We start from the raw sequence: 22,882 nt of genomic DNA, 5'->3' as shown, positions 1-22,882 counted from the left end.
TTTTGCTGTGAAAGCGATGACTAACAGGATAACGTATTTTGTTGCAGCAAAACGCTTCGACTGTCTTACATAGGGACTTATTTACATGAAAACGGCGATCTTACTTTTGGCCATGTTGATTTGTTTGTTGACACATGCAGAGCAAACTATAGGCAACCAACCGGCAAAGACTCCAGTTATTGATGGATCAGCAGTATTCGGTGACTACTTCGCGTCATACGAACTATTTCGCAGTGGTAAACGCCGAGGGACCGCGCAGCGACAAATTTCACAGGGCGCTGATGGCAAACTTGCATTGACCATGCAAGCAGAAGCTTCTATGTTTTTTTACACCATAAAAACCTGTGAAAGGAGCCAGTTTTCGTTTGCTAATGACAGCTTGATGCCACTTACCTATGACAAGATTGACAACCGTACCTTCAAAGACAAAAAGACACTGCATCTGGAATTTGATCACAGCAATTCTCAACTAAGGGGATCCAATGGCAAAGAAGATTGGTCAAATTTTTTTACAGGTGAGGTGTTCGATCCGCTACTGGTAGTGGAAAATTTGCGACTGATTGCGCAAAAAGGCGAGCACAGAGATCTGCAATTTCCCGTATATGATGATCAACGACTTTCACAATATAGCTTTATTTTCCAAGGATTGGAAAACGTGAACACCCCAGTGGGTGTATTTAAAACCGTTAAATATACCCGAGTAAGGCAAAATAGTTCTCGGCGCACCAGTTTCTGGCTTGCTATCAATAATCAATTTATACCTATAAAAGTGATGCAGGAAAAAGATGGCGACGAGCAGGCTACCTTAATTATCGCGTCCCCTATTATAACCCAAAAAAATCAAACATCAGAGAGCCAAAAATGGAAAATAAATTGCTGAGTCCTGTCAAATTAGTAAAAATGTAGGTTTATGCGCTCCTTGCTTGAGGATAGCGATGTTCAGTGTCGATCAAATGAAAAAACTGGGGGTTTTATGATCCCCATATTTTTATCTGACAACGTCAATCCAGCACGTTCAATTTTCAGCCTGCTATTTCTTGGCGCGATTTTTACGCTTTTTCACTTTAGATTTAACCGGTTTTGTGGCGACTTTTTTCGCCCTGGCCGTTAATTTCTTTTTGGTGGGTGGTTTAGCTTCTTTGTTATTTGGGCGTAACTCAGCTATCACCCGACGTTTGATGGGCTGCTCGGTATAACGCTCGATTTTGGGTATTATGCCGACATCGTGGGCTTCTACCAGAGAGATAGCGGTGCCCTTGTTACCCGCCCGGCCTGTGCGGCCGATGCGATGTACATAGATATCGGCTGTGCGCGGCATATCGTAGTTGATGACGTGGCTGATGTTATCCACATCTATGCCCCGGGCCGCCACGTCAGTGGCGATCATGATTTTTACTTCCCCCGAGCGAAAGCGGGACATCGATAAATTGCGTTTATCCTGGGGCATCTCCCCCTGCAACCAGCAACATTCAATGCCGTCACGATCGAGCAGCTGTTTGAGTTCGTTGATGCGATCTCGGGTCTTCACAAACACCACGGCGGATTCGACCTGGTTTTGCAGAATATGTTTTAGTAGGGCGTATTTATGTTTAACGTCGTCGGCCAGATGGATCCATTGATGGATTTTCCCTTGCTCTTTGCGACTGGGAACGGCTTCCAGTGCTACCGGCTCTTTGAGAATATCTTTTGCAAAGCGATTAATGCCTGAGCCTTCAAGGGTGGCTGAGAACAACATGCTTTGTTTGCGCCATTGCGCTTCGGCGGATATCTGATTGACTATGGCTGAAAAACCCATGTCCAACATACGATCCGCTTCATCCAGGATCAGGCATTCGATATCCCGACAGTCGAAACTCTCCTGTTCGATATGCTCATACAGGCGTCCAGGTGTGGCTACCAGTATATCCAGGCTTTTTTCCAGGGTCTCACGATCCGTTCCATAGTTAATACCACCGGTGATGACGCCACACACTATGTCGGTGTATTTGCTTAATAACGTGGCTTGTTCATACACTTGTAACGCCAGTTCACGAGTAGGGGTGAGGATCAATATGCGCGTCGATCCCGGCTCCCTACGCGGAAAGTCGAGGATAAACTGGCATACGGGCAACAAAAATGCCGCGGTTTTCCCCGTGCCTGTGGGGGCTGACGCAAGAATGTCTTTGCCTTCCATCGCTATCGGGATAACTAATTGTTGAATACTGGTCGGTTCGGTATAACCCAACTCCGCGACTGCGCGGCAAAGTTCATCGTCTAATTCTAGTTGCTCAAACATGGGGAATTCTATAGCGCTCTAAGTTGCCGTAATTATAAAGGACTCGAGGGCATAAAGGCACAGCTTGTTGCCAATGTGGCCAAAAAATCGCAAGTTTAAGCGCCAAGGCCCTATACAACGCTGACTTTGGCGGAGTTTAGCGGTTACCCTTAGTGGGGTCAGCCCGCTTATGCGGGGTAGCGCTCTTGTAATCCGCTGTAAACCTGCTCGCTATAATCGGCCAAGCCGATATCCAACGACTCCAACACCTCAACCAAATGTTCGTTGTCTTCCCGGCCATGCCAGACTTTCTGGTAGCTACCGGCTTTGTAACCGTTGTCCTGGCGGAAGAAATTCAGCACGTTTTTGCCCACATATTGGCGATAAAGCTCGTTGGCATCCATCTGTGCCTGTTCAACTATTTGCATGAAAAGTGGCACGTCAAAACGTTTGGCGGCACATAAACCCGCCATTAACTGCAGATTATCCAATATGTCCAACTGACTAAAGTCATAGTTTTGACCATCGAAGATAAGTGTACTGCGTTTGGACGCCAGTTGGGCTGCTATGGTTTGGGCGGACTGTTCAATATGCCCTTCAAACTGGATGATGATAGCCGACAGGGCAAAGTGCCAAATATCCACCAGCTCCATCTGCAGTTGAGGTAGGTCTTTGTGCTGGGCTTTCCACCACTTCCAGCCGTGATGTTCTATGCCTTCCACGGATTCAATCATGGCGGCGCGCAGATAAGCGTAGTTGGCCGTGAGCCACCGTGGGTTGACTTTTTTATTCATGGCGTCTTGCAGCGCCAGCATAGTATTAAGTTGGGTAGTTGATAACATAGTTAACCTTGTTCGTGATCCAGTGTTGGAGTCTCTTGGGTATAGGTGCCCAGTCGCATCTGCTGTTGGTTGCGCTGGCGGGATTAAAGTCATTATGCCATGTTCGCCTGGATTGCCTGAATGCGATTTTGCCTAAGTTGCTGTTTTATTTGTGGGCCCTGATAGCCGGCGTTAACAATAGCCCGAACATCCACCTCTTTGGCAGTAAGGTAAGCTTGCCAAATATAATCAGCATTCGGATAAGGGGCATCTTCAAAGCCGGTGCGCCCCCTGGCATCTGCGGTACAAGTGAGCAGCAAGTCGGCAAATCGTTGGGGTTTTCGCCATACGTCACAGCGATCAAACATATCAATAATAGTGCTGGCTTTAAGCTTAAATGCATGATGGATATGGCTATGGTAGGCGCTGACCATCACCCCCAACTCGCGGCAATCGTTGGGTACCTTTAAACGTTCACTCAAGTCGACAATGGGCTGCAGCCCCATTCTTTCATGGCCGTGATGGGAGGGCCACAACTGTGGATCGGTTTTACCTTTACCCAAGTCATGAACCAGTGCGGCGAAGCGCACGGTGAGTTTGTCAGATAACAGCACCGCTTGTTGCAGTACCAGCATGGTGTGCACGCCTGTGTCAATTTCAGGGTGCCACTTGGCAGGATTAGGCACACCCCATAATGTATCCAGTTCAGGGAACCATACCTTAAGCGCGTTGCAGGACCGCAACACTTCAAAATAGACCTCCGGGTGGTCTTCCCCCAGACTACGGGCGGTTTCTTGCCAGACCCGCTCGGCTGTTAGGTGCGCTAATTCGCCACTTTGGCTGATTTCACCCATCAAGGCCAAAGTTTCCGGGGCGATGGTAAAGCCGTAACTTGCATAACGTGCGGCAAAACGAGCGACTCTCAACACCCGTAAAGGATCCTCTACAAAGGCGTTGGATACATGGCGCAACACTTTGTTATTCAAGTCCTGCTGGCCATTATAGGGATCGATAATATTGTGTTTGTCGTCCATGGCCATGGCGTTGATGGTCAGATCCCGGCGGGCAAGATCTTGCTCCAGGGTGACACTGGTCGAGGCGTCGCACGCAAAGCCGGTATAACCTTGGCCATTTTTACGTTCGGTGCGTGCCAGGGCATATTCCTGCTGGGTTTTAGGATGCAGGAATACGGGGAAGTCTTTGCCAACTTGCTGGTAACCCAAGGCAAGCATCTGCTCGGGTGTGGCGCCCACAACTACCCAGTCCTTGTCTTTCACCTGTCTGTTAAGTAGGGCATCACGCACGGCGCCGCCCACTAAATAAATTTGCATAATATTCTTTTTGGTTTCGTTGCCATCAGTATGCCTGAATTTTGTCTGCCTTCAAAACAACCGGCGCGCAAAACAGCGCGTATCGAATGGGCACATAACCGGGAAGAGAATCTTTTGGTTCTCTTTGACAAGCAGGTTTTTACTGGTTAGTTTATCTTCCGCTTATCCTCCTACTGGTAACCAGCTTAGACTCATGTATCTAAATTATTTTGGATTATCGGACAATCCCTTTTCCATAGCACCTAACCCTGCGTATCTGTATATGAGCCCCAGGCATAAAGAAGCTCTTGCTCATTTGACCTTCGGTTTGCGTGAAAGTGGCGGCTTTGTGATGTTAACCGGCGAAGTCGGTACAGGAAAAACCACGGTTTCTCGCAAGCTATTACAACAGCTGCCGGACAATACCCAGGTGGCGATGATCCTTAACCCCACCTTGTCGGCGGTCGAGCTTTTGGCCAGCATCTGCGACGAGTTAGGTATAACCTACGTCGATAATCGGCCCAGTCTGAAATACTTCACGGACTTGATCCTGGCCAAATTAGCCGGTAATCATCAGGCCGGTTTGAATACCATATTGATCGTTGACGAAGCCCAACATTTATTGCCTGAAGTGCTGGAACAACTGCGTTTGTTGACTAACTTGGAAACCAACCGGGAAAAACTGCTTAAGGTAGTGCTCATCGGCCAGCCTGAATTACAGCAATTACTTAAACGTAACGAACTGCGCCAACTGGCCCAGCGGATCACCGCCCGTTACCACCTGTTGCCGTTAACTGACGGTGAGGTCAAGGCTTACATCGCCCACCGTTTAAGTGTGGCCCACGGTGACGCCAGTATCTTTAGTCAGGCAACCTTACAAGCTGTTTATCAGATCACAGGGGGCATACCCAGGGTGATCAACTTATTGTGTGATCGGGCCCTGACCCTGACTTTTACCAAACAACAAACCGTGGTGCAAAAACATATTTTTTATGCCGCCGCGGAGCAAATACTCGGAGCTGATGTGGTGTATCAGCGTCGGGGTAAACAGTGGAATCTGCTATTGGGGATTTTGTTGGCCGCTGGTATCGTCCTGGGCTATCTCGCCGGGAGTTGGTATGGATAGGTTAATTGAGATCGACGATCTATTGCCGGGAATGGTGATAGTCAAGATTACCCGGCAAAATGGCCCGATCAAGATACGCAAATCTGGCTTGGTCACTAGCCAAGAGATGGTTAGCGGCCTGAATGAAATGGGGGTGCAGCAATTAGAGATCGATCCGGCTCAGACCGTGGAAATCGATCCGGCGGTGGCGCAAAAGTCGCCAACCCAGCAATTGCTACAAAGTGATAAACGCTCGGTGCACGGCCTTGATAATGCATTGTCTGAGCAGTTTACTCGTAGTTTGTTTTTGCCCTCGGTAACACAAATACCATCCCTTTGGCAGTATTACGCCAAACGTCTTATTACCGGAGCCTTAGTGCTGGCGTGTGGTTTGGGGATCGGCTGGTTAGGGGCGACTTACCAGCAATGGTTACCGGGTAATCACTCTAACGTCGTTATTAAAGTACCCACTCAGATTTCAACCCAAGATGAGGTTGCCGGTCCCCAAGCAATGCCAACTCCAGATAAGACCACGGCCCCTGACGCCCAAGTCGACACAAACCCGGCCCCACAGGGCGATAATTCCCAGGATGAGACGGATAGCAAAAAAACTGCACCCAAACAATCTGTGGTAACTGAACCCAAAGTAAGTCAGGTCAAGGAGAGCCAAGCACCAACGTCAACGCAAACCACCCAGGCACCACGCATTTCCAGTGATTTACTCAAACGTTTTGAAAATGCTATCAAGGATGTGGACAGTGAGCCTGAAACCGGGTTTGAGCCGCGTCCTAACAGCGCCAGCGATGTGCCACGTATCGACCAGCTGCCGGCCTGGGTATTAACCCAATTACCGGCTATGGCGTTTTCGGCTCATATGTATGCTTCCAATGCGCAAGATCGTTGGGTGCGAGTCAATGGTGTGCGTAAGGTTGAAGGAGATATGATTGACGCTAAGGTGAAGATCCAAAATATTGAACCCCAGCACGTTATTTTAAATTTTGACGGTCAAACCTTTAGCATGGCGGCTTTAACCGATTGGTGAGCCGATACCGTTCACAGGTCAATATGCGAAGACATACTTCAATGGGTAAAATCTCATTACTTTTGGCCCTGATCCTTGGTCATTTTATGCTGACTTATTGCTCCGATGCTTTTTTATTTTCACAGCAGTATTAAATCCATTGCAGACGGTTTGGGCTGCTAACAGGTTTGTATTACTCGAAGCTGCCAGCCCCGAAAACCCGCAACCTAAGAAATTATCGGTATAGGTTTGCTAGGTAAGCGCAAAGCGTTACAAAGTCTAGAGAGTTATTAGCGGGGCGGACAGACTCAGCCCTGGTATTTGTTGGGACTATCAAATGCACTGAGCAGGGTCGATATTTCGGGCACTATGTGGCTAGTTACCTGGAATTTTATATTCCTCCATCACGACTTTTTACCTCATGCTGGGGCATGATGGGTATCGTTTGGGCCGCCTGCATGCAATTTAGCATTCTGGCCTTTGCCGTTTTAGCCATCGGTGTGATCGCCTGGGACGTTGCATGCAGGCGTACCTGCGGGTGGGGGTAACCGACTTTTTAGCTCGACACCTTTCTAATTTTGAGATGCAAAAATATTGCCCCCCAAGTCACTGGGAAGCGGCATCAATGAGTACTAGGCTTTTTATACCGATCGCCCGGAACGGTTAATTGCATATAATCAGACTAAGCGTCGTTATGGACTCGTCTGCCCATAAGCTTTGGTTCCCCACAATGGCACAGTCGATAAACTATGTTTAAAGCTGCCTGATGTTTCTTTGGTTGAATAAGACACATACATCAGCGTCTGACTCTGCTCATCGAAAATCCGGCGTATTTTCATACTTTTGAAAAATACACTTTTGGATTTTTTAAACACCACATCACCCGAGGGCGATTTGTCGACCTTGGCGATCATTTCCGGGGTTATCTCACCCGTTTGGCGGCACGCGATAGAGCTGTCGGAAGGGTCCGAAAAGCTCAAATTGGCTTCGATACTTGCCACATGACAGGTAACGCCAGTCACGATAGGGTCGACCAAGATATTTAGCTTGATATCTTTGGTAGTGAAAATCCCCAGGCTAACATCGCCAACTTCGTTAGAATCGCAAGCAGCAAGGGTAAAAGCTGTGGTAAGTACCAGCAGGAGTTTTTGCATGAGTTTATTCGCCTTTAAATTACTTGAGCCGATTGTAAAGTATTCCCAAGGAAAACGCTTGTCCGTGTTTTTTTCCCCTAATAACGGGCTTTTTTTGTTTTGTTAAAATCCTCAAAAGTGCCAATGCTGTTGGTACTTTACGTTGTGAGAGGTTTGCTTTCTTTCGAGAATATCCAGCAAACCTTTGACCTATGTTCTTTTGGGGCTGGCCAGCAAGGGCTGAGCCGATATTTTGCCAATCCCATACATACTGGCGGGAAGGGCCCCAAGCTATGGTCAGTAAATTTGTGTGCAATCTAGAGACGCATAATATAACTGAGAAAGTTGTTCTGGTTAAGAACCAATTTACTCTTGGCGGTATGGGCCTGTGTGAGGCAAGATAGGCACATAAATAGATTAACTCCAGGTGTTTATTAGCACCTGGGTAGTTAGCGGCGCAAGGTTGTTTAGCCGAGACGCTTTACCAAATAGGACGACATTTAGATGAATTTGAGCACATTAGACCTGACCGTTTTCTGTTTGTATGTAGTGGTACTAGTGGCGGTTGCGCTGTGGGTATCCAGAGAAAAAGCAGGTCATGACAAAGATACCAGTGACTACTTCTTAGCCAGTAAAAGTCTGTCATGGTGGGCTATTGGGGCCTCATTGATCGCGGCCAATATTTCCGCGGAACAGATTATTGGTATGTCTGGCTCGGGTTTCAAGGTAGGTTTGGCTATTGCGTCCTACGAGTGGATGGCTGCTATCACTCTGCTTATAGTGGGCAAGTATTTCCTGCCCATTTTCTTACAGCAACGTATTTACACTATGCCCCAGTACCTTGAGCAGCGTTACGATCACCGAGTAAGGATCATTACCGCATGTTTCTGGCTCGGGGTATATGTGTTTGTTAATCTTACCGCCGTATTATGGTTAGGGGCGCTGGCTATTAATTCGATTGCGGGTGTCGACATGGTCTATGCCATGGTCTTTTTGTGTGTATTTTCTCTTGGCTACTCACTCTATGGTGGCCTCAAAGCGGTAGCACAAACCGATATCATCCAGGTGGTGTTGCTGGTGTTTGGGGGGCTTTTCTTGTCCTATACCGCATTAAACCTGATTTCTGACGGCCAGGGCGTGTGGCAAGGCTTTTCCATTTTGACCAGCAGTATTCCGGAAAAATTCGACATGATATTGACGCCAGACAATGAGCATTACATGGATTTACCCGGGATTTCGGTGCTGGTGGGAGGCATGTGGATAATGAATTTATCGTATTGGGGATTCAATCAATACATCATCCAACGCACCCTGGCGGCCAAAAGTCTGGCGGAAGGTCAAAAAGGTATAGTGTTTGCTGCATTTCTAAAACTGCTTATGCCCTTGATAGTGGTTTTGCCTGGCATAGCGGCGGTGTTGTTAGTGCCGGATCTGCAACGTGCAGATGAAGCCTATCCTACTTTAATGAACATGATGCCTAGTGGTCTGAAGGGCTTGATTTTTGCGGCATTGGTCGCGGCTATCGTGTCTTCCTTGGCCTCAATGTGCAATAGCGTATCCACCATCTTTACTATGGATATCTACGCCCATAAACGTCCCAATTGCAGCCAGAACCACTATGTTACTGTGGGCCGACTCGTGAGCATTTTCGCCTTGGCTGTGGCTGCGTTTGTTGCCCAACCACTGCTGGGTAATTTTGATCAGGCCTTTCAATATATTCAGGAATTTACCGGCTTTTTCACACCAGGTGTAGTGACCCTGTTCCTGTTAGGCATGTTTTGGAAACGGACCACATCCAACGCAGCTATTTGTGCGGCGATAAGTTCTGCGCTTTTGTCATTGGCCTTTAAATTACTCTGGCCAAGCCTGCCCTTTATCGATCGGGTAGGGTTGGTCTTTTTATTGTGCGTAGCAATAGCCGTAGTCGTCTCTTTACTGGAAAACAAGGGTCACGCCGAAAATGCCACCGACTTGTCTGAGGTGTCCTTTTCAACATCCAAAGAATTTAATTTTGGCAGCTTGGCGGTAATTTTAATCCTGTCGGGGTTTTACGTTAGCTGGTGGTAATGATGAGGCTTAGTAAGCTATTAGGGCCTTTGACAGGCCCTGTAGTTACTGCGTTGCTCAAGTAACAACTTCATGCAAGCATTGCCTACATCTTACCGTGGCTGGCGTATGGTGGTCAGGGCCGGGGTCATAATTGCAGCATAACGGTTATCATCAAAATCGATAATCGACATATCCTGTGGGATACGAAAACCACTGGCCTGTAATATGTTCATGGCACCGATGGCCATGTCATCACTGAAACAAAAGACCGCGCTTGGGCGCTGGGAGTATCAAGGGGACCCATTGTCGCGCCAACTTTGGTGTGACCAAAATCCAGTAAATGGCCAACAGCAGCTTTGGCACCGGCCACGTTATCAACCATCACCTTATTGATCCCTTCGAGTGCCATGTTTTCACTGTAATTCACCAGAAGCGGTAACTGCTGTGCCAAGGGAATGTCATCTTTGGTTTGAAAAGGAAGGCAAAATGAGAATAACAAGATCCCATCAGCCTGACCGGATTGAGTTGCCGGGGACACCTCTGATATTGCCACTGTATCTATGATACTTAGTTTAGCTAAGTGCCATCCTCATTGATAAAAAATACGTCACTGGACACGGCTTAGTCGCAGGCAGACTGGGTGTAAACGTTTTTAAAGTATCAAAGGGGTAGGATGATTTTAACGGCAAAAGTTTTGATTTATAATAAGATTCGGTAGCAGTGAGTCTGAGTCCGCCAAACCGCCTGTTGTTGGCTGTCTGGCGAGTTTTAGTTTCGATCACTGGCTCAGCTTATACCTGCCAAGCCATTTGTTTGCTTTCGTATTGGCTGATTTTATTTGCCAATTCCAACGTCTGTCCTATGGCATCCAAACCTTTAAGCAAATTGTTTTTATGGTGGGGGGCAATTTCAAATTTAAAGGTATGTTCATTAACCGCTACTGTCTGGGCAGCCAAATTCACTTTTATACAGCATTTAGCATCGCCATGCACAGCAGCAAAAAGTGCATCTATCTGCGCGCTTGGCAGTTGTACCGGCAGCAGTTGGTTATTAATGCAGTTGCCGTAAAAAATATCCGCAAAGCTCGTGGCAATCACTACTTTAAAACCATAGTCATCCAGGGCCCAGGGGGCGTGTTCTCGGCTAGAGCCACAACCGAAATTTTCCCTGGTCAGTAATATACTCGCTCCTTGGTGTTGTGCCTTATTCAGTACAAAAGCCGGATTGGGCTCTTGTTCATGCAGATCCAGATAACGCCAGTCATGGAACAAGTGTTTACCATAACCACTTTTGGTTACCGACGTTAAAAACTGTTTAGGAATAATTTGGTCAGTATCCACATTGGCCTGGTTCAGAGGTGCCGCGGTACCGCTGTGCAGATTTATGCCTTGGCTTGAATTAGCAATTGGGTTAGTCATTTTCATTCCTGTATCTTAAATATTGTCAGCAAAGTCACGGCTGTCGGCGAAGTGACCGGCTAAGGCCGCTGCAGCCGCCATGGCGGGGCTAACCAGATGGGTACGTGCACCGCGGCCCTGGCGACCTTCAAAGTTACGATTGCTGGTAGAGGCACAGCGATCCCCCGATTGCAGTACGTCATCGTTCATGCCTAAACACATAGAACACCCAGGTAAACGCCATTCAAAACCGGCATCGAGGAATACTTTATCCAGCTGTTCGGCTTCCGCTTGAACTTTTACCGCTGCCGAACCCGGTACCACTATGGCCGTCACATGACTGGCCACCTTGCCTTGTTTGGCAATCTCGGCGGCAGAACGCAGATCCTCAATGCGTCCATTGGTGCAAGAGCCAATAAATACATGATTAACGGTCAGTTCAGATAATTTTTGCCCAGGTTTTACATCCATATATTTCAGTGCTTTTATTGCTGAATCTCGATCGATAGGATCGCTAAAATCTTCGGGGGCGGGTATGGGTTGATTAACGCCTATCACCTGACCTGGATTTGTCCCCCAGGTGACTTGGGGGGCGATTTCCCGAGCATCCATTTCAACCACGGCATCAAATGTGGCACCGGTGTCAGATTTCAATGTTTGCCAATAAGCAAGAGCGTCGTCCCAATCAGTGCCTGTGGGGGCATATTCGCGGCCCTCAAGATAATCGAAGGTAGTCTGGTCAGGAGCAATCAAACCGGCTTTGGCGCCGGCTTCGATACTCATGTTACACACTGTCATGCGCTCTTCCATGCTTAGGGCTTCGATAGTGTCACCGCAATATTCGATAACAAAACCCGTGGCGCCCGCATGGCCAATTTTGCCGATTATGGCCAGAATAATATCTTTGGCCGTCACGCCGTTAGGGCGCTTGCCTGTGACCTTGACTTGCATGCACTTGGCTTTGCTTTGTTTCAGTGTTTGGGTGGCAAACACATGTTCAACCTGGGATGTGCCTATACCAAAGGCAAGAGCACCAAACGCGCCATGGGTAGCCGTGTGAGAATCACCACAGACCACCGTCATGCCGGGTTTTATCAAACCCAGTTCCGGGCCCATCACATGCACTATGCCCTGTTTATGGTGGCCCACGGGATACAAACGAATACCGTGTTTGACACAATTATCTGCCAAGGTTTGCAATTGCAGTTTATTAGCCGGGCCACAGGCGTCTATGGCCAGTGAGCGGGTGGAAATACTGTGATCCATAGTGGCGAAAGTCAGATCGGGCCGGCGTACTTTACGCTGTTTCAAATCCAGGCCATCAAATGCCTGGGGAGAGGTGACTTCATGGATCAGGTGGCGGTCAATATAGATCAAGCCGTCATCGCCAATTTCATCTACGATATGTTGTTGCCAAATCTTGTCGTATAAGGTTGTGGCCATTAGTTAGCCTCCTGTGGTTGAGCGATAAGCTTGGCAATATAATCGCCTACTTCACTGGTTGATTTTGCCTGTGCGCGGTTTTGTGGGCTCAGTAGCTCACCGGTTAATATACCGTCTGCCAGGGTTTGAACGACGGCGGCGTCAATTGCATCTGCAGCATCCGTCAGGTTTAAACTAAAACGTAATAACATGGATGCCGACAGGATCTGGGCAATTGGGTTAGCAATACCAAGGCCAGCGATATCGGGGGCTGAGCCACCGGCCGGCTCATACAAACCAAAATTCGCGCTGTTGATACTGGCCGAAGGCAATAAACCCATGGAGCCGGTGATCATGGCACATTCATCAGAAATAATGTCGCCAAACAGGTTTGAACACAACATCACATCGAAATCGCCCGGGTAACGTAACAGCTGCATAGTGGCATTATCGATATAGATGTGTTCCAGGGCAACTTCTGGGTAGTCTTTGGCCACTTCTTCGGTGACTTCTCGCCACAGACGGCTACAGACCAAGACATTGGCTTTATCCACCGAGGTTACTTTTTTACCGCGCTTTTGCGCCGCTTCAAATGCACTTATAGCAATGCGGCGGATTTCTCTTTTGCTGTAACGCATGGTATCAAAAGCAAATTGTTCTTCGCCTTCGCCTTCAATCCCTTTGGGTTGACCAAAATAAATACCGCTGGTTAACTCACGCACCACTAACACATCAAACCCACTGGCAGCGATATCGGCGCGTAATGGCGACAAGCCCTCAAGGCCAGGGTATATTTTCGCCGGGCGCAAATTACTGAATAAATCAAAGTGGCTTCTAAGGGTTAGCAAAGCGGCGCGTTCCGGGCGTTGCTCCAACGGTAGGTTATCCCATTTCGGTCCGCCAATTGAGCCAAATAAAATCGCATCTGCCAGCTCACAACCTTTTAGGGTGGCTGGTGGTAATGCCTGACCATGGTTGTCTATGGCCACGCCACCCACATCAAATTCGTGTAAGGCAAACGACAAATTAAAGGCTTTTTCTACTGCAGATAAAACCTTCTTTGCTTCTTGCATGACTTCTGGGCCAATGCCATCTCCCGCCAATACGGCAATGTTATAATTCGACATGTGTTCCTTATACTCCGGCAATCTGGGTTTGTTGCTTTTTCTGGTGATCAATCTGATCCGCTAAATAGGTATTATTCAAAACGTGGATTAAGGCTTTTACGCCTGCTTCCACTATGTCTGTGGCTAAACCAATACCATTGAAACGGCGGCCATTATATTCAACGATTACGCTGACTTGGGCCAGGGCATCGGCGCCTTCGCCTTTTGAATCCAATTTGAAATCAACTATGTCTAATCGGTCATGGCCAAGGACTTTGATAATGGCGTTGTAGGCTGCATCTACCGGGCCATTACCCACGGCGGACTCGGTTATCTGCTGCTCGCCAAGTTGCATTTTTACCGTGGCGCTAGGAATAATTTCCTTGCCTGAACTGGCTTGCAAGTATACCAACTTGTAATGTTCATCCGCAGGCTTTTGTTTGTCGAAAAACAACAACGCTTCAAGGTCGTAATCAAATACCTGGCCTTTTTTGTCCGCTAACTTCACAAAGGCGTTATAAAGGGTATCCAGATCATAATCCTGTTCTTTGTAACCTAATTCTTCCAGGCGGTGTTTGATCACGTGACGGCCCGATCGCGAGGTCAGGTTTAAGTTGTTTTTGTTGATCCCCACACTCTCGGGAGTCATAATTTCATAGGTGTTTTGCGCCTTTAATACCCCGTCTTGGTGAATACCAGAGGAGTGGCTAAAAGCATTGGCTCCTACAATCGCTTTGTTGGCTTGAACGGGCATATTACACAGCTGACTGACCAGTTTTGAGGTGCGAGAAATTTCCTGGCTACGAATATTAGTGTGTAAACCCAACAGGGCTTGGCGGGTTTGCAAAATCATGGCGATTTCTTCAAGTGAGCAGTTGCCCGCCCGCTCACCGATACCATTAATGGTACATTCAATCTGACGGGCACCTTGCTCAACTGCCACTAGAGAGTTGGCCACCGCTAAACCTAGGTCATTGTGGCAATGCACGGAAATAACCGCTTTATCAATGTTAGGCACGCGGTTAAACAAGCTCTGAATGATACCACCAAACTCCGTGGGGGTGGTGTAACCTACAGTATCCGGAATATTAACTGTGGTAGCGCCGGCCTTAATTGCGCCTTCGACCATGCGACATAGATAATCGATTGGAGTGCGCCCGGCATCTTCACAGGAAAACTCAATATCGTCAGTGTATCGACCGGCGTGTTTGATGGCCCTGACCGCCATTTCAACCACCTCGTCCTGCGTCTTACGCAATTTGCTGGTAACGTGAATATCTGAGGTGGCAATAAAGGTATGAATTCGAAAATGCTCGGCTATGTTTAATGCTTCGCCGCAGGCGTCAATGTCTTTTTCAAGAGCTCGGGACAAACCACATACGGTGGCGTTTTTCACTGCTTGGGCAATAGCTCGCACCGAACGAAAATCACCGGGTGAGGAAACCGGGAAACCAGCTTCGATAATGTCTACCCCAAGTCGTTCCAGGGCTAAGGCAATTTGCAGTTTTTCCTTCATATTTAAACTGGCAGCTAGCGCCTGCTCGCCATCACGTAATGTGGTGTCGAATATTTTGACCTGGTTAGCTATAACCTTGTTAGACATAACCTTTCCTCTTTTGATATGCAGCGCTTTTTTGGCGCCAAAACGAAAAAACCCGTGCTGGGCACGGGTTTTAACAATTGTTTGCGTTTCGCTTACAACCTACCCGGGCAGTCTTGCTGCCAGCAGTAGTAGAGTTGAGAGCTGTAAAAATTTCATTATTTTAGGTCCGAAACGTCAGTAGTGTATTTGTAACTCTTTGGCCCGCAGGCGTCAACCTTAGTTAACAAAACTTGATATAACAAAATAGCATAACTGAGTTGCTAACAAACACATAAAAAGATTAGCAGGCTGCAGTATATGCAATGACTTAACGAAAGTTCTTCCAGTTAACGTTGGCAGATAACAATAATTCTCGCAGGCTGAGGGTTCGGGGGGCCGTTCGCCCATTGTGATCCCAGCTATGTCCGCAACAAGCCGCACTGAGCAGGGCTTTGTTAGGCTGTAAAAGGGTGGTGTTGACCGCTCCAGCATCATTGCTGTGAACCATTTCAGGTTCACCATCTAGGGTGAACCAGCCATATTTATTCAAATGGACTCGTTGCTTTTCAATTCGGTCGATGGAATCCAGTTCAATATGCTCTGCGCCTATAGTCGATACATGTAAGGGCACAGGTAACCCTAAACGACTATATACACTAAACCAGGCCGTGGCTTTGGCTGGATCATGTTTAGCAGCCATACATTTAGTCGCCTGTTTGGCTTGCCAACTGGCATTGTGTACGTCGACCGTTAACGGGCCATTATGATGAAGAAAGTGAAAGGCTGCGCGTTTAACGTGGTGGCGTAATCCACCTATTTTGCGCTGCAACAGGCTGATATTGGTATACTTTGTTTGGGACAGAATAAATAACTCGCGCTCGTACAGGGCGTTACAGATTTCAGCCACATAGCGCTGCTGCTGTGAGTCACAGAATATATCGCTTTGCTGACTAGCAGACGGGGTGAGCATAAGAAATAGGGCAGCTAAACTCGCTGCCCTTGAGGCTTATTGACCTTTTATTTCTTGGCGGCCACCGTAACTAACGGCATCGCCCAGAGCTTCTTCGATGCGCAATAACTGGTTGTATTTCGCCACACGATCAGAGCGACATAACGAACCGGTTTTAATTTGGCCCGCGGCTGTACCTACGGCCAAGTCGGCGATAGTGGCGTCTTCCGTTTCACCACTACGGTGTGAAATAACCGCGGTAAAACCCGCTGCCTGAGCCATACGAATGGCTTCCAGCGTCTCGCTGAGGGTGCCAATCTGGTTGAATTTAATCAAAATCGAATTGGCCACACCGTTGTCTATACCACGCTTTAAAATCTTGGTATTAGTTACAAACAAGTCGTCGCCCACTAGTTGCACTTTGTCGCCTATCTTGCGGGTCAAACTTGCCCAACCATCCCAATCGCTCTCATCCAAACCGTCTTCGATAGACAGAATAGGGTATTTGGCCGCAAGTTCTGCCAGGTAATCACCGAAGGTTTCAGAATCGAACACCTTGCCTTCGCCTTTGAGGTCGTATTTGCCGTCTTTATAAAACTCAGATGAGGCACAATCCAAGGCCAGGGTTACGTCTTTGTTCATTTCATAACCGGCGTTTTCAACCGCCTGGATGATGACTTTCAGGGCTTCTTCATTTGAGGACAGATTGGGTGCAAAACCACCTTCGTCTCCTACTGCGGTACTTAAGCCTTTTTCTGACAACACCTTTTTCAAGCTATGGAAAATTTCTGCACCCATACGTAGCGCTTCACGGAAATTGGGGGCGCCTACTGGTTGCACCATAAATTCCTGAATATCTACGTTGTTGTCCGCATGTTCGCCACCATTGATGATGTTCATCATAGGCACAGGCATAGAATACTTGCCAGGGGTGCCGTTTAGCTCGGAAATGTGTTGATAGAGGGGGATTTTTTTATCCAGGGCGGCGGCTTTGGCCACGGCCAATGATACGGCCAAGATAGCATTAGCACCAAATGTTTCTTTATTTTCGGTGCCATCCAAGTCGATCATAATTTGATCGAGCTTTTTTTGCTCATAACTACTGTTACCTAGCAGGGCAGGTGCAATATTCTGATTAATGGCCGCAACGGCTTTTAATACCCCTTTGCCTAAATAGCGGCTTTTGTCACCATCGCGCAATTCCAGCGCTTCTCTGGAGCCCGTCGACGCGCCGGAAGGTGCGCAGGCTCTGCCCATCACACCAGACTCTAAATAAACATCTGCTTCTACTGTCGGGTTACCCCGGGAGTCCATAATTTCACGACCGATGATCTTGCTGATTTTTGACATAGTTGTTGCCTTGTATAAAAATTTATCGATTATCTGCGAGCAGATAGACTAGTTAATTATTATTTTTATAATATTCCCCCGCGGCTTTGACAAATCCAGTAAACAAAGGATGTCCGTCGCGAGGCGTAGAGTTAAATTCCGGGTGAAACTGACCCGCCACATACCAGGGGTGGTCTTCCAGCTCAATGACTTCAACCAGACGTTTGTCGGTCGACAGGCCGGTGACTTTCAAACCCGCAGCTTCAAGTTTGTCACGCAAATTATTATTAACTTCATAACGATGGCGATGGCGCTCGTATATTTCACTGGACCCATAAAGTTGATGAACTTTACTGCCGGGGATCAAATGACACAACTGACTGCCCAGGCGCATGGTGCCACCTAAGTCAGAACTTTCGTCACGCATTTCAGTACCACCGGCAGGATCCATCCACTCGGTAATCAAGCCTACTACCGGATAAGGCGTTTGGGCATCAAATTCTGTGCTGTTAGCATTTTCAAGCCCCGCCACATTACGCGCAAACTCGATAATAGCCACCTGCATGCCCAGGCAAATACCCAAATAAGGAATTTTTTGCTCACGGGCATATTTGGCCGCAGCGATTTTACCTTCCATGCCCCGTTCACCAAAGCCACCTGGCACCAATATGGCATCCAATCCTTGCAGCACTTGTTCGCCTTTGCTCTGGACATCTTGGGAGTCAATATAACGGATATTCACCGTCAGACGGTTTTTCAATCCGGCATGTTTAAGGGCTTCATTAACCGATTTATAGGCATCGGGTAATTCTACATATTTACCCACCATACCTATGGTGACTTCACCTACGGGGTTGGACTCTGCGTACAGCACTTGTTCCCACTCGGTCAAGTCTGCTTCCGGGCAATCCAGGCCAAAACGCTGCACCACTAATTCATCCATGCCCTGGGCTTTTAATGCCGCCGGAATTTTGTAGATACTGCTGGCATCGCGCAAGGAAATGACAGCCTTGTCGGGTACATTGGTAAATAAAGCAATTTTTGAGCGCTCGTTGGTCGGCAGGGCACTTTCGGAACGGCAGACCAGTATGTCTGGCATGATACCGATAGAGCGCAATTCTTTCACCGAATGCTGGGTGGGTTTGGTTTTAACCTCACCGGATACAGCTATATAAGGCACCAATGTCAGGTGCATATACATGGCGTGTTCCCGGCCAACTTCGGTGCCTAACTGGCGAATGGCCTCTAAGAAGGGTTGTGATTCGATATCACCCACAGTGCCGCCAATCTCTACTATGGCGATGTCTACCCCTTCGGCCCCGGCGATAATACGGCGCTTTATTTCATTGGTAATATGCGGGATAACCTGAATGGTAGCCCCCAGATAATCACCCCGACGTTCCCGTTTGATCACTTCTTCGTAGACACGGCCAGTGGTGAAGTTATTACGTTTGGTCATACGGGTGCGAATAAAGCGCTCGTAATGGCCTAAATCGAGGTCGGTTTCAGCCCCATCATCAGTAACAAACACTTCACCGTGCTGAATGGGGCTCATGGTGCCAGGATCGACATTGATATAAGGGTCGAGTTTGAGCATGGTGACATTTAACCCGCGCGCCTCAAGAATAGCGGCGAGAGAGGCAGCAGCAATGCCCTTTCCAAGTGATGAAACGACACCACCTGTGACGAAAATATAGTTTGTCATGAGAACCCTAAGGCGTTGGAGTTGAAAAAGATTTTTTTTGAAACTGAACCCAATCATTCCATATAATTGAAATGAAAAACATTCAGTATCAGACGGCGTAATAGTATACCCAAAGCCGGGCAAACAGACAATTGAAAAAGGTTTTATGGCGTGCAAAAAATCTACTTGGCTCAGTTAGTTGTGTGTTAAAGCAGGGCTTGGCTTTAATTTAAGGGGAAATAAATGGATAAATTACGTCCCGATTTAGTGCTCGATGATGTGGAAGCTATCTGCCCGTTTTTACGCAGGACGCTGCATGACATGGGGTATATACATGTCGGAGGTAATGCTCCGGGTGCGGCCCCACGCCAAAATTGTCATGTGTTCCCAGGTTAGTTCCGAGCAAACCGTGCAGCTGGCCATGGAGATAGGTTTAGTCAGCGCACTGGAACGGCTTTAAGAGCGGCACTGCGCTATCTATCACCCCAGGGATTTTAACTGATATAAATATTCCAGGGCCTGCTTGGGAGTCAGTTCGTCAGGGTCTATAGCTGCAAGTAGCTGTTTGACTTCATCCATATTATCGAGCAAATCGAGCTGCCCCAGGGGCGCTGGATCAGTGGCGCTCTTGGGTGTTACCGGGGATTGCGCAGTATTAGGTGGTGATCCAGGATTATGTTGAGCTTCCAGTTCATGTAACTTGTGTTTGGCGGCCAGGATCACCGCTTTAGGTACACCCGCTAACTGAGCCACCTGCAAACCGTAACTTTTATTGGCCGCGCCTTCTTGCACCGCATGCATAAAGTGAATGCTTTCGTCATGTTCCACCGCATCCAAATGTACATTGGCCAATTCAGGCAAGGATCCCGCCAGGCTGGTCAATTCAAAATAGTGGGTGGCAAACAGGGTAAAGGATTGCAGCTTGCGAGCCAGATATTCTGCGCAGGCCCAGGCCAATGACAAGCCATCATAGGTACTGGTACCGCGGCCTATTTCATCCATCAATACCAAACTATTGGCCGTGGCATTGTTGAGTATATTGGCGGTTTCAGTCATTTCCACCATAAAGGTTGAGCGGCCTGAGGCCAGATCATCGGAAGCACCGATGCGGGTGAAAATACGATCTATGGGGCCAATCTGAATATTTTCTGCGGGAATATAACTGCCGATATAGGCCATTAAAACCAGCAACGCCGTTTGGCGCATGTAAGTGGATTTCCCTCCCATGTTTGGCCCGGTGATCACTAACATGCGTCTGTTGGGTGACAACGCCACCGGATTGGCAATAAACGGTGTATTTAATACGCTTTCGACCACAGGGTGGCGACCCTGCTCAAAATGGATGCCGCTTTTGGTGCTTAGGGTGGGACAGTGATAATTCAGGGTATCGGCGCGTTCAGCCAAATTGGTTAAAACATCCAGTTCGGCCAGGGCGTCGGCACTGGCCATTAGCTCAGGCAATTTAGGCAACAACAAATCAAATAACTCATCGTACAGGCGTTTTTCCAGGGCCAAGGAACGACTTTGGCTGGTTAGTACCTTGTCTTCGTGTTCTTTAAGTTCGGCGATAATATAGCGTTCATTATTTTTCAGGGTTTGCCTACGCACGTATTCAGGGGGGACCTGATCGGCGTAACTGCGACTGATTTCAATGAAATAGCCGTGCACTCTGTTGTAACCGACTTTTAAACTGGGAATACCGGTGCGCTGTTTCTCGCGCAATTCCAGTTCTTGCAAATAATCGCTGGCTCCTTTAGATAAGGCTCTTAATTCGTCCAACTCGGCATTGTAACCAGCTTGGATCACCCCGCCATCACGAATAAGCACAGGGGGAGCTTCGATAACGGCCCGTTCCAGTAAATCGGCGAAATCCGGAAATTGACTGACCTGCGATGCCAAAGTGTTCAAGCTGCAGGGGGTATTTGGCGCAGTTTGTCCGTTGATAAATGCCTGGATCTCAGGCAATAAACTAAACGCCTGGCGCAGCCTGGCAAAATCCCGGGGGCGGGCACTACGCAACGCTAAACGTGCCAATACCCGTTGCATGTCGCCGACCTGTTTTAAGGTCAACTGCAACTGGGCATAATCGCTATCCAGCAAGGTGGCAATATTTTGCTGGCGCAAACTCAGGGTGGGTACATGGGTAAGCGGCCGGTGGATCCAGCGCTGTAACAAACGACTGCCCATAGGGGTAGAGGTTTTATCTAGCACACTGGCCAGGGTATTTTCGCTGCTTCCGGCCAAATTTTGGGTGAGTTCAAGATTGCGCCTGGTGGCAGCATCCATGATCACTGTGTCGGTGTGAGATTCCAGCAAGATACGTTGGATATGGGGCAGGGAGGCGCGCTGGGTATCCTTGATATATTGCATCACGCAGCCTGCGGCGCAAATACCCAACTGGTGCTGGTCTACTCCAAAACCTGTTAGCTCCTTGGTGCCAAATTGGGCGGTCAATTGGTCAACTGCTGTGTGAAAATCAAATTCCCACTTGGGGCGGCGACGCAGACCTTTACGTTGCTCAATAAGATGCAAAAAGGCAAATTCCTCGGGGTAAAGCAGTTCTGCAGGGTTAGTGCGTTGCAACTCGGCGCTGAGCGCCTCATCGCCGTCCAGCTCACATAAGGTGAAACGACCACTGGTGACATCCAGGGTCGAATAGCCAAAACGGATTTTATGGGTCTGTTTATTGTGGGGCAACACCATGACTGCCGCCAGGATATTATCTTGTTTATCAACCAGCAAGGCTTCGTCTGAGACAGTACCCGGGGTCACAATCCGCTGAACCTGGCGTTCAACCGGGCCTTTACTGGTGGCCGGATCGCCAATTTGTTCCACTATGGCCACCGAATGGCCCATTTTTACCAGGCGAGCCAGATAATTTTCTACCGCATGATAAGGAACCCCAGCCATGGGAATAGCATTTCCCCCAGACTTGCCTCTAGCCGTCAGGGAAATGTCGAGCAATTGTGAGGCTTGTTTGGCGTCATCAAAAAACAATTCATAAAAGTCACCCATGCGATAAAACAACAAAATATCCGGATGTTGGGCTTTTATTTTCAAGTACTGCTGCATCATAGGTGTGTGATCTGGCGTGTTTGCGCCTGACGTTATTGGGGGATTTTTTATTTTCATGCTAATTTTTATGGTTTCTTGTTTCAGTTAGCGAATATGACGGTGTGATCTTAAACTCATGAATTTTCGATGAATATCAAGTTTTTACTCATAAATGTAACATTTTTTTGTATTGAGGTGATTTATTAGAAAATGTTCTACGTTTGAGTGTCGTTCGTGATCTAAGGCATTAACTATTAACCCGCTCAAATCGTCCGATGACAAACCGGCATAGTGACACAACAAAGAATAACAAACCTTTATCAACGATGGCACTGAAAATAATGACGCTCGACAATAAAATTGGGTTGAACTTAAGGGTATTGCATTATTTAATGTGGCGTTATTCGACATTGTATACCAATCGAGGTGCGCAGCATGATCTCGATGCAAACCGCGCAGCTTCTGTACGTTAGGTACTCTGAAGGGCAAACGCGATCAGAATGAGTGGTCGCACGGAATATGCTTAAATGAGGACAGATATATGTTTAATGAAATGGGGGTGGGTATGATGTTGGGAATGGGTTTGGTTTGGCTATTGTTGATTGGCCTCTTGGTTTTGTCGATTGCTGCTTTGTGGAAGTACGTGCGTTCAGGGAAAAAATAATT

20 protein-coding genes are annotated in these 22,882 nt (G+C 47.8%); 6 read left to right on the top strand and 14 right to left on the bottom strand.

The genetic code is table 11. The annotated features are described in order from the left end of the window. Positions 1 to 85 precede the first annotated feature (85 nt). Positions 86 to 880 (top strand): DUF3108 domain-containing protein, encoded by a 795-nt coding sequence (locus tag AC3RV5_RS17255; RefSeq protein WP_489728824.1) that lies wholly within the window; start codon positions 86 to 88, stop codon positions 878 to 880. A gap of 150 nt (positions 881 to 1,030) precedes the next feature. Here the strand turns inward: AC3RV5_RS17255 and srmB are convergent, their stop codons facing one another. From srmB to AC3RV5_RS17240, 3 genes are all read right to left on the bottom strand, one after another. Further along, on the bottom strand, positions 1,031 to 2,275 hold the full coding sequence (gene srmB, locus AC3RV5_RS17250) for an ATP-dependent RNA helicase SrmB (protein ID WP_489728823.1): 1,245 nt from the start codon (positions 2,273 to 2,275) through the stop codon (positions 1,031 to 1,033). 167 nt (positions 2,276 to 2,442) lie between these two features. Continuing rightward, on the bottom strand, positions 2,443 to 3,096 hold the full coding sequence (locus AC3RV5_RS17245) for a dUTP diphosphatase (RefSeq protein WP_489728822.1): 654 nt from the start codon (positions 3,094 to 3,096) through the stop codon (positions 2,443 to 2,445). A gap of 92 nt (positions 3,097 to 3,188) precedes the next feature. After that, entirely contained in the window at positions 3,189 to 4,406 is a 1,218-nt protein-coding gene (locus AC3RV5_RS17240; RefSeq protein WP_489728821.1) for a multifunctional CCA addition/repair protein, read from the bottom strand. A 193-nt stretch (positions 4,407 to 4,599) separates the two neighbouring features. Between AC3RV5_RS17240 and AC3RV5_RS17235 the strand changes: the two genes are divergently transcribed. Next, positions 4,600 to 5,511, top strand: coding sequence for an ExeA family protein (locus AC3RV5_RS17235; RefSeq protein WP_489728820.1), 912 nt, complete (start codon positions 4,600 to 4,602; stop codon positions 5,509 to 5,511). Beyond that, the gene (locus AC3RV5_RS17230) at positions 5,504 to 6,532 is read left to right on the top strand and encodes a general secretion pathway protein GspB (RefSeq protein ID WP_489728819.1); all 1,029 of its coding nucleotides are present in this window, start codon (positions 5,504 to 5,506) and stop codon (positions 6,530 to 6,532) included. Before AC3RV5_RS17235 ends, AC3RV5_RS17230 begins: the two co-directional genes overlap by 8 nt. 671 nt (positions 6,533 to 7,203) lie before the next feature. Here AC3RV5_RS17230 and AC3RV5_RS17225 read toward each other — a convergent pair. Next, a complete protein-coding gene (locus tag AC3RV5_RS17225; RefSeq protein ID WP_489728818.1) occupies positions 7,204 to 7,665 on the bottom strand; it encodes a CreA family protein in 462 nt (153 codons plus the stop codon). Between the two features lie 483 nt (positions 7,666 to 8,148). On the opposite strand from AC3RV5_RS17225, the gene AC3RV5_RS17220 reads away from it, so the two are divergent. After that, the gene (locus tag AC3RV5_RS17220; protein WP_489728817.1) at positions 8,149 to 9,711 is read left to right on the top strand and encodes a sodium/sugar symporter; all 1,563 of its coding nucleotides are present in this window, start codon (positions 8,149 to 8,151) and stop codon (positions 9,709 to 9,711) included. A gap of 92 nt (positions 9,712 to 9,803) precedes the next feature. On the opposite strand, the gene AC3RV5_RS17215 is transcribed toward AC3RV5_RS17220, so the two are convergent. From AC3RV5_RS17215 to pyrG, 9 genes are all read right to left on the bottom strand, one after another. Continuing rightward, positions 9,804 to 9,926, bottom strand: coding sequence for a substrate-binding domain-containing protein (locus AC3RV5_RS17215; RefSeq protein WP_489728816.1), 123 nt, complete (start codon positions 9,924 to 9,926; stop codon positions 9,804 to 9,806). After that, positions 9,923 to 10,246 carry a hypothetical protein gene (locus tag AC3RV5_RS17210; RefSeq protein WP_489728815.1) on the bottom strand — a complete coding sequence of 108 codons (324 nt, stop codon included), beginning with the start codon at positions 10,244 to 10,246 and terminating at the stop codon, positions 9,923 to 9,925. The genes AC3RV5_RS17215 and AC3RV5_RS17210 overlap by 4 nt, the downstream gene beginning before the upstream one ends. Positions 10,247 to 10,484: 238 nt before the next feature. Further along, a complete protein-coding gene (gene leuD / locus AC3RV5_RS17205) occupies positions 10,485 to 11,111 on the bottom strand; it encodes a 3-isopropylmalate dehydratase small subunit (RefSeq protein WP_489728814.1) in 627 nt (208 codons plus the stop codon). 15 nt (positions 11,112 to 11,126) lie between these two features. Next, complete coding sequence (leuC, locus tag AC3RV5_RS17200) at positions 11,127 to 12,533, bottom strand: 3-isopropylmalate dehydratase large subunit (protein ID WP_489728813.1); 1,407 nt, start codon at positions 12,531 to 12,533, stop codon at positions 11,127 to 11,129. Further along, positions 12,533 to 13,639, bottom strand: coding sequence for a 3-isopropylmalate dehydrogenase (leuB, locus tag AC3RV5_RS17195; protein WP_489728812.1), 1,107 nt, complete (start codon positions 13,637 to 13,639; stop codon positions 12,533 to 12,535). The genes leuC and leuB overlap by 1 nt, the downstream gene beginning before the upstream one ends. Before the next feature lie 7 nt (positions 13,640 to 13,646). Next, complete coding sequence (leuA, locus tag AC3RV5_RS17190; protein ID WP_489732195.1) at positions 13,647 to 15,206, bottom strand: 2-isopropylmalate synthase; 1,560 nt, start codon at positions 15,204 to 15,206, stop codon at positions 13,647 to 13,649. A gap of 322 nt (positions 15,207 to 15,528) precedes the next feature. Beyond that, a complete protein-coding gene (locus AC3RV5_RS17185; protein ID WP_489728811.1) occupies positions 15,529 to 16,170 on the bottom strand; it encodes a hypothetical protein in 642 nt (213 codons plus the stop codon). 36 nt (positions 16,171 to 16,206) lie between these two features. Next, entirely contained in the window at positions 16,207 to 17,499 is a 1,293-nt protein-coding gene (gene eno / locus AC3RV5_RS17180) for a phosphopyruvate hydratase (RefSeq protein ID WP_489728810.1), read from the bottom strand. Between the two features lie 52 nt (positions 17,500 to 17,551). Continuing rightward, on the bottom strand, positions 17,552 to 19,183 hold the full coding sequence (gene pyrG / locus AC3RV5_RS17175) for a CTP synthase (RefSeq protein WP_489728809.1): 1,632 nt from the start codon (positions 19,181 to 19,183) through the stop codon (positions 17,552 to 17,554). 295 nt (positions 19,184 to 19,478) lie between these two features. On the opposite strand from pyrG, the gene AC3RV5_RS17170 reads away from it, so the two are divergent. Next, positions 19,479 to 19,622, top strand: a complete 144-nt coding sequence (locus AC3RV5_RS17170; RefSeq protein ID WP_489728808.1) for a hypothetical protein — start codon at positions 19,479 to 19,481, stop codon at positions 19,620 to 19,622. Positions 19,623 to 19,642: 20 nt separating this feature from the next. Here AC3RV5_RS17170 and mutS read toward each other — a convergent pair whose 3' ends face one another. Then, entirely contained in the window at positions 19,643 to 22,294 is a 2,652-nt protein-coding gene (gene mutS / locus AC3RV5_RS17165; protein WP_489728807.1) for a DNA mismatch repair protein MutS, read from the bottom strand. 463 nt (positions 22,295 to 22,757) lie between these two features. Here mutS and AC3RV5_RS17160 point away from each other — a divergent pair, with 463 nt between their 5' ends. After that, positions 22,758 to 22,880: a hypothetical protein gene (locus AC3RV5_RS17160; RefSeq protein WP_489728806.1), complete on the top strand. Its 123-nt coding sequence runs from the start codon at positions 22,758 to 22,760 to the stop codon at positions 22,878 to 22,880. Positions 22,881 to 22,882 lie beyond the last annotated feature (2 nt).

Source organism: Paraglaciecola sp. IT1134 (assembly GCF_058068185.1).
This window is presented reverse-complemented; position numbering and strand designations above follow the sequence as displayed.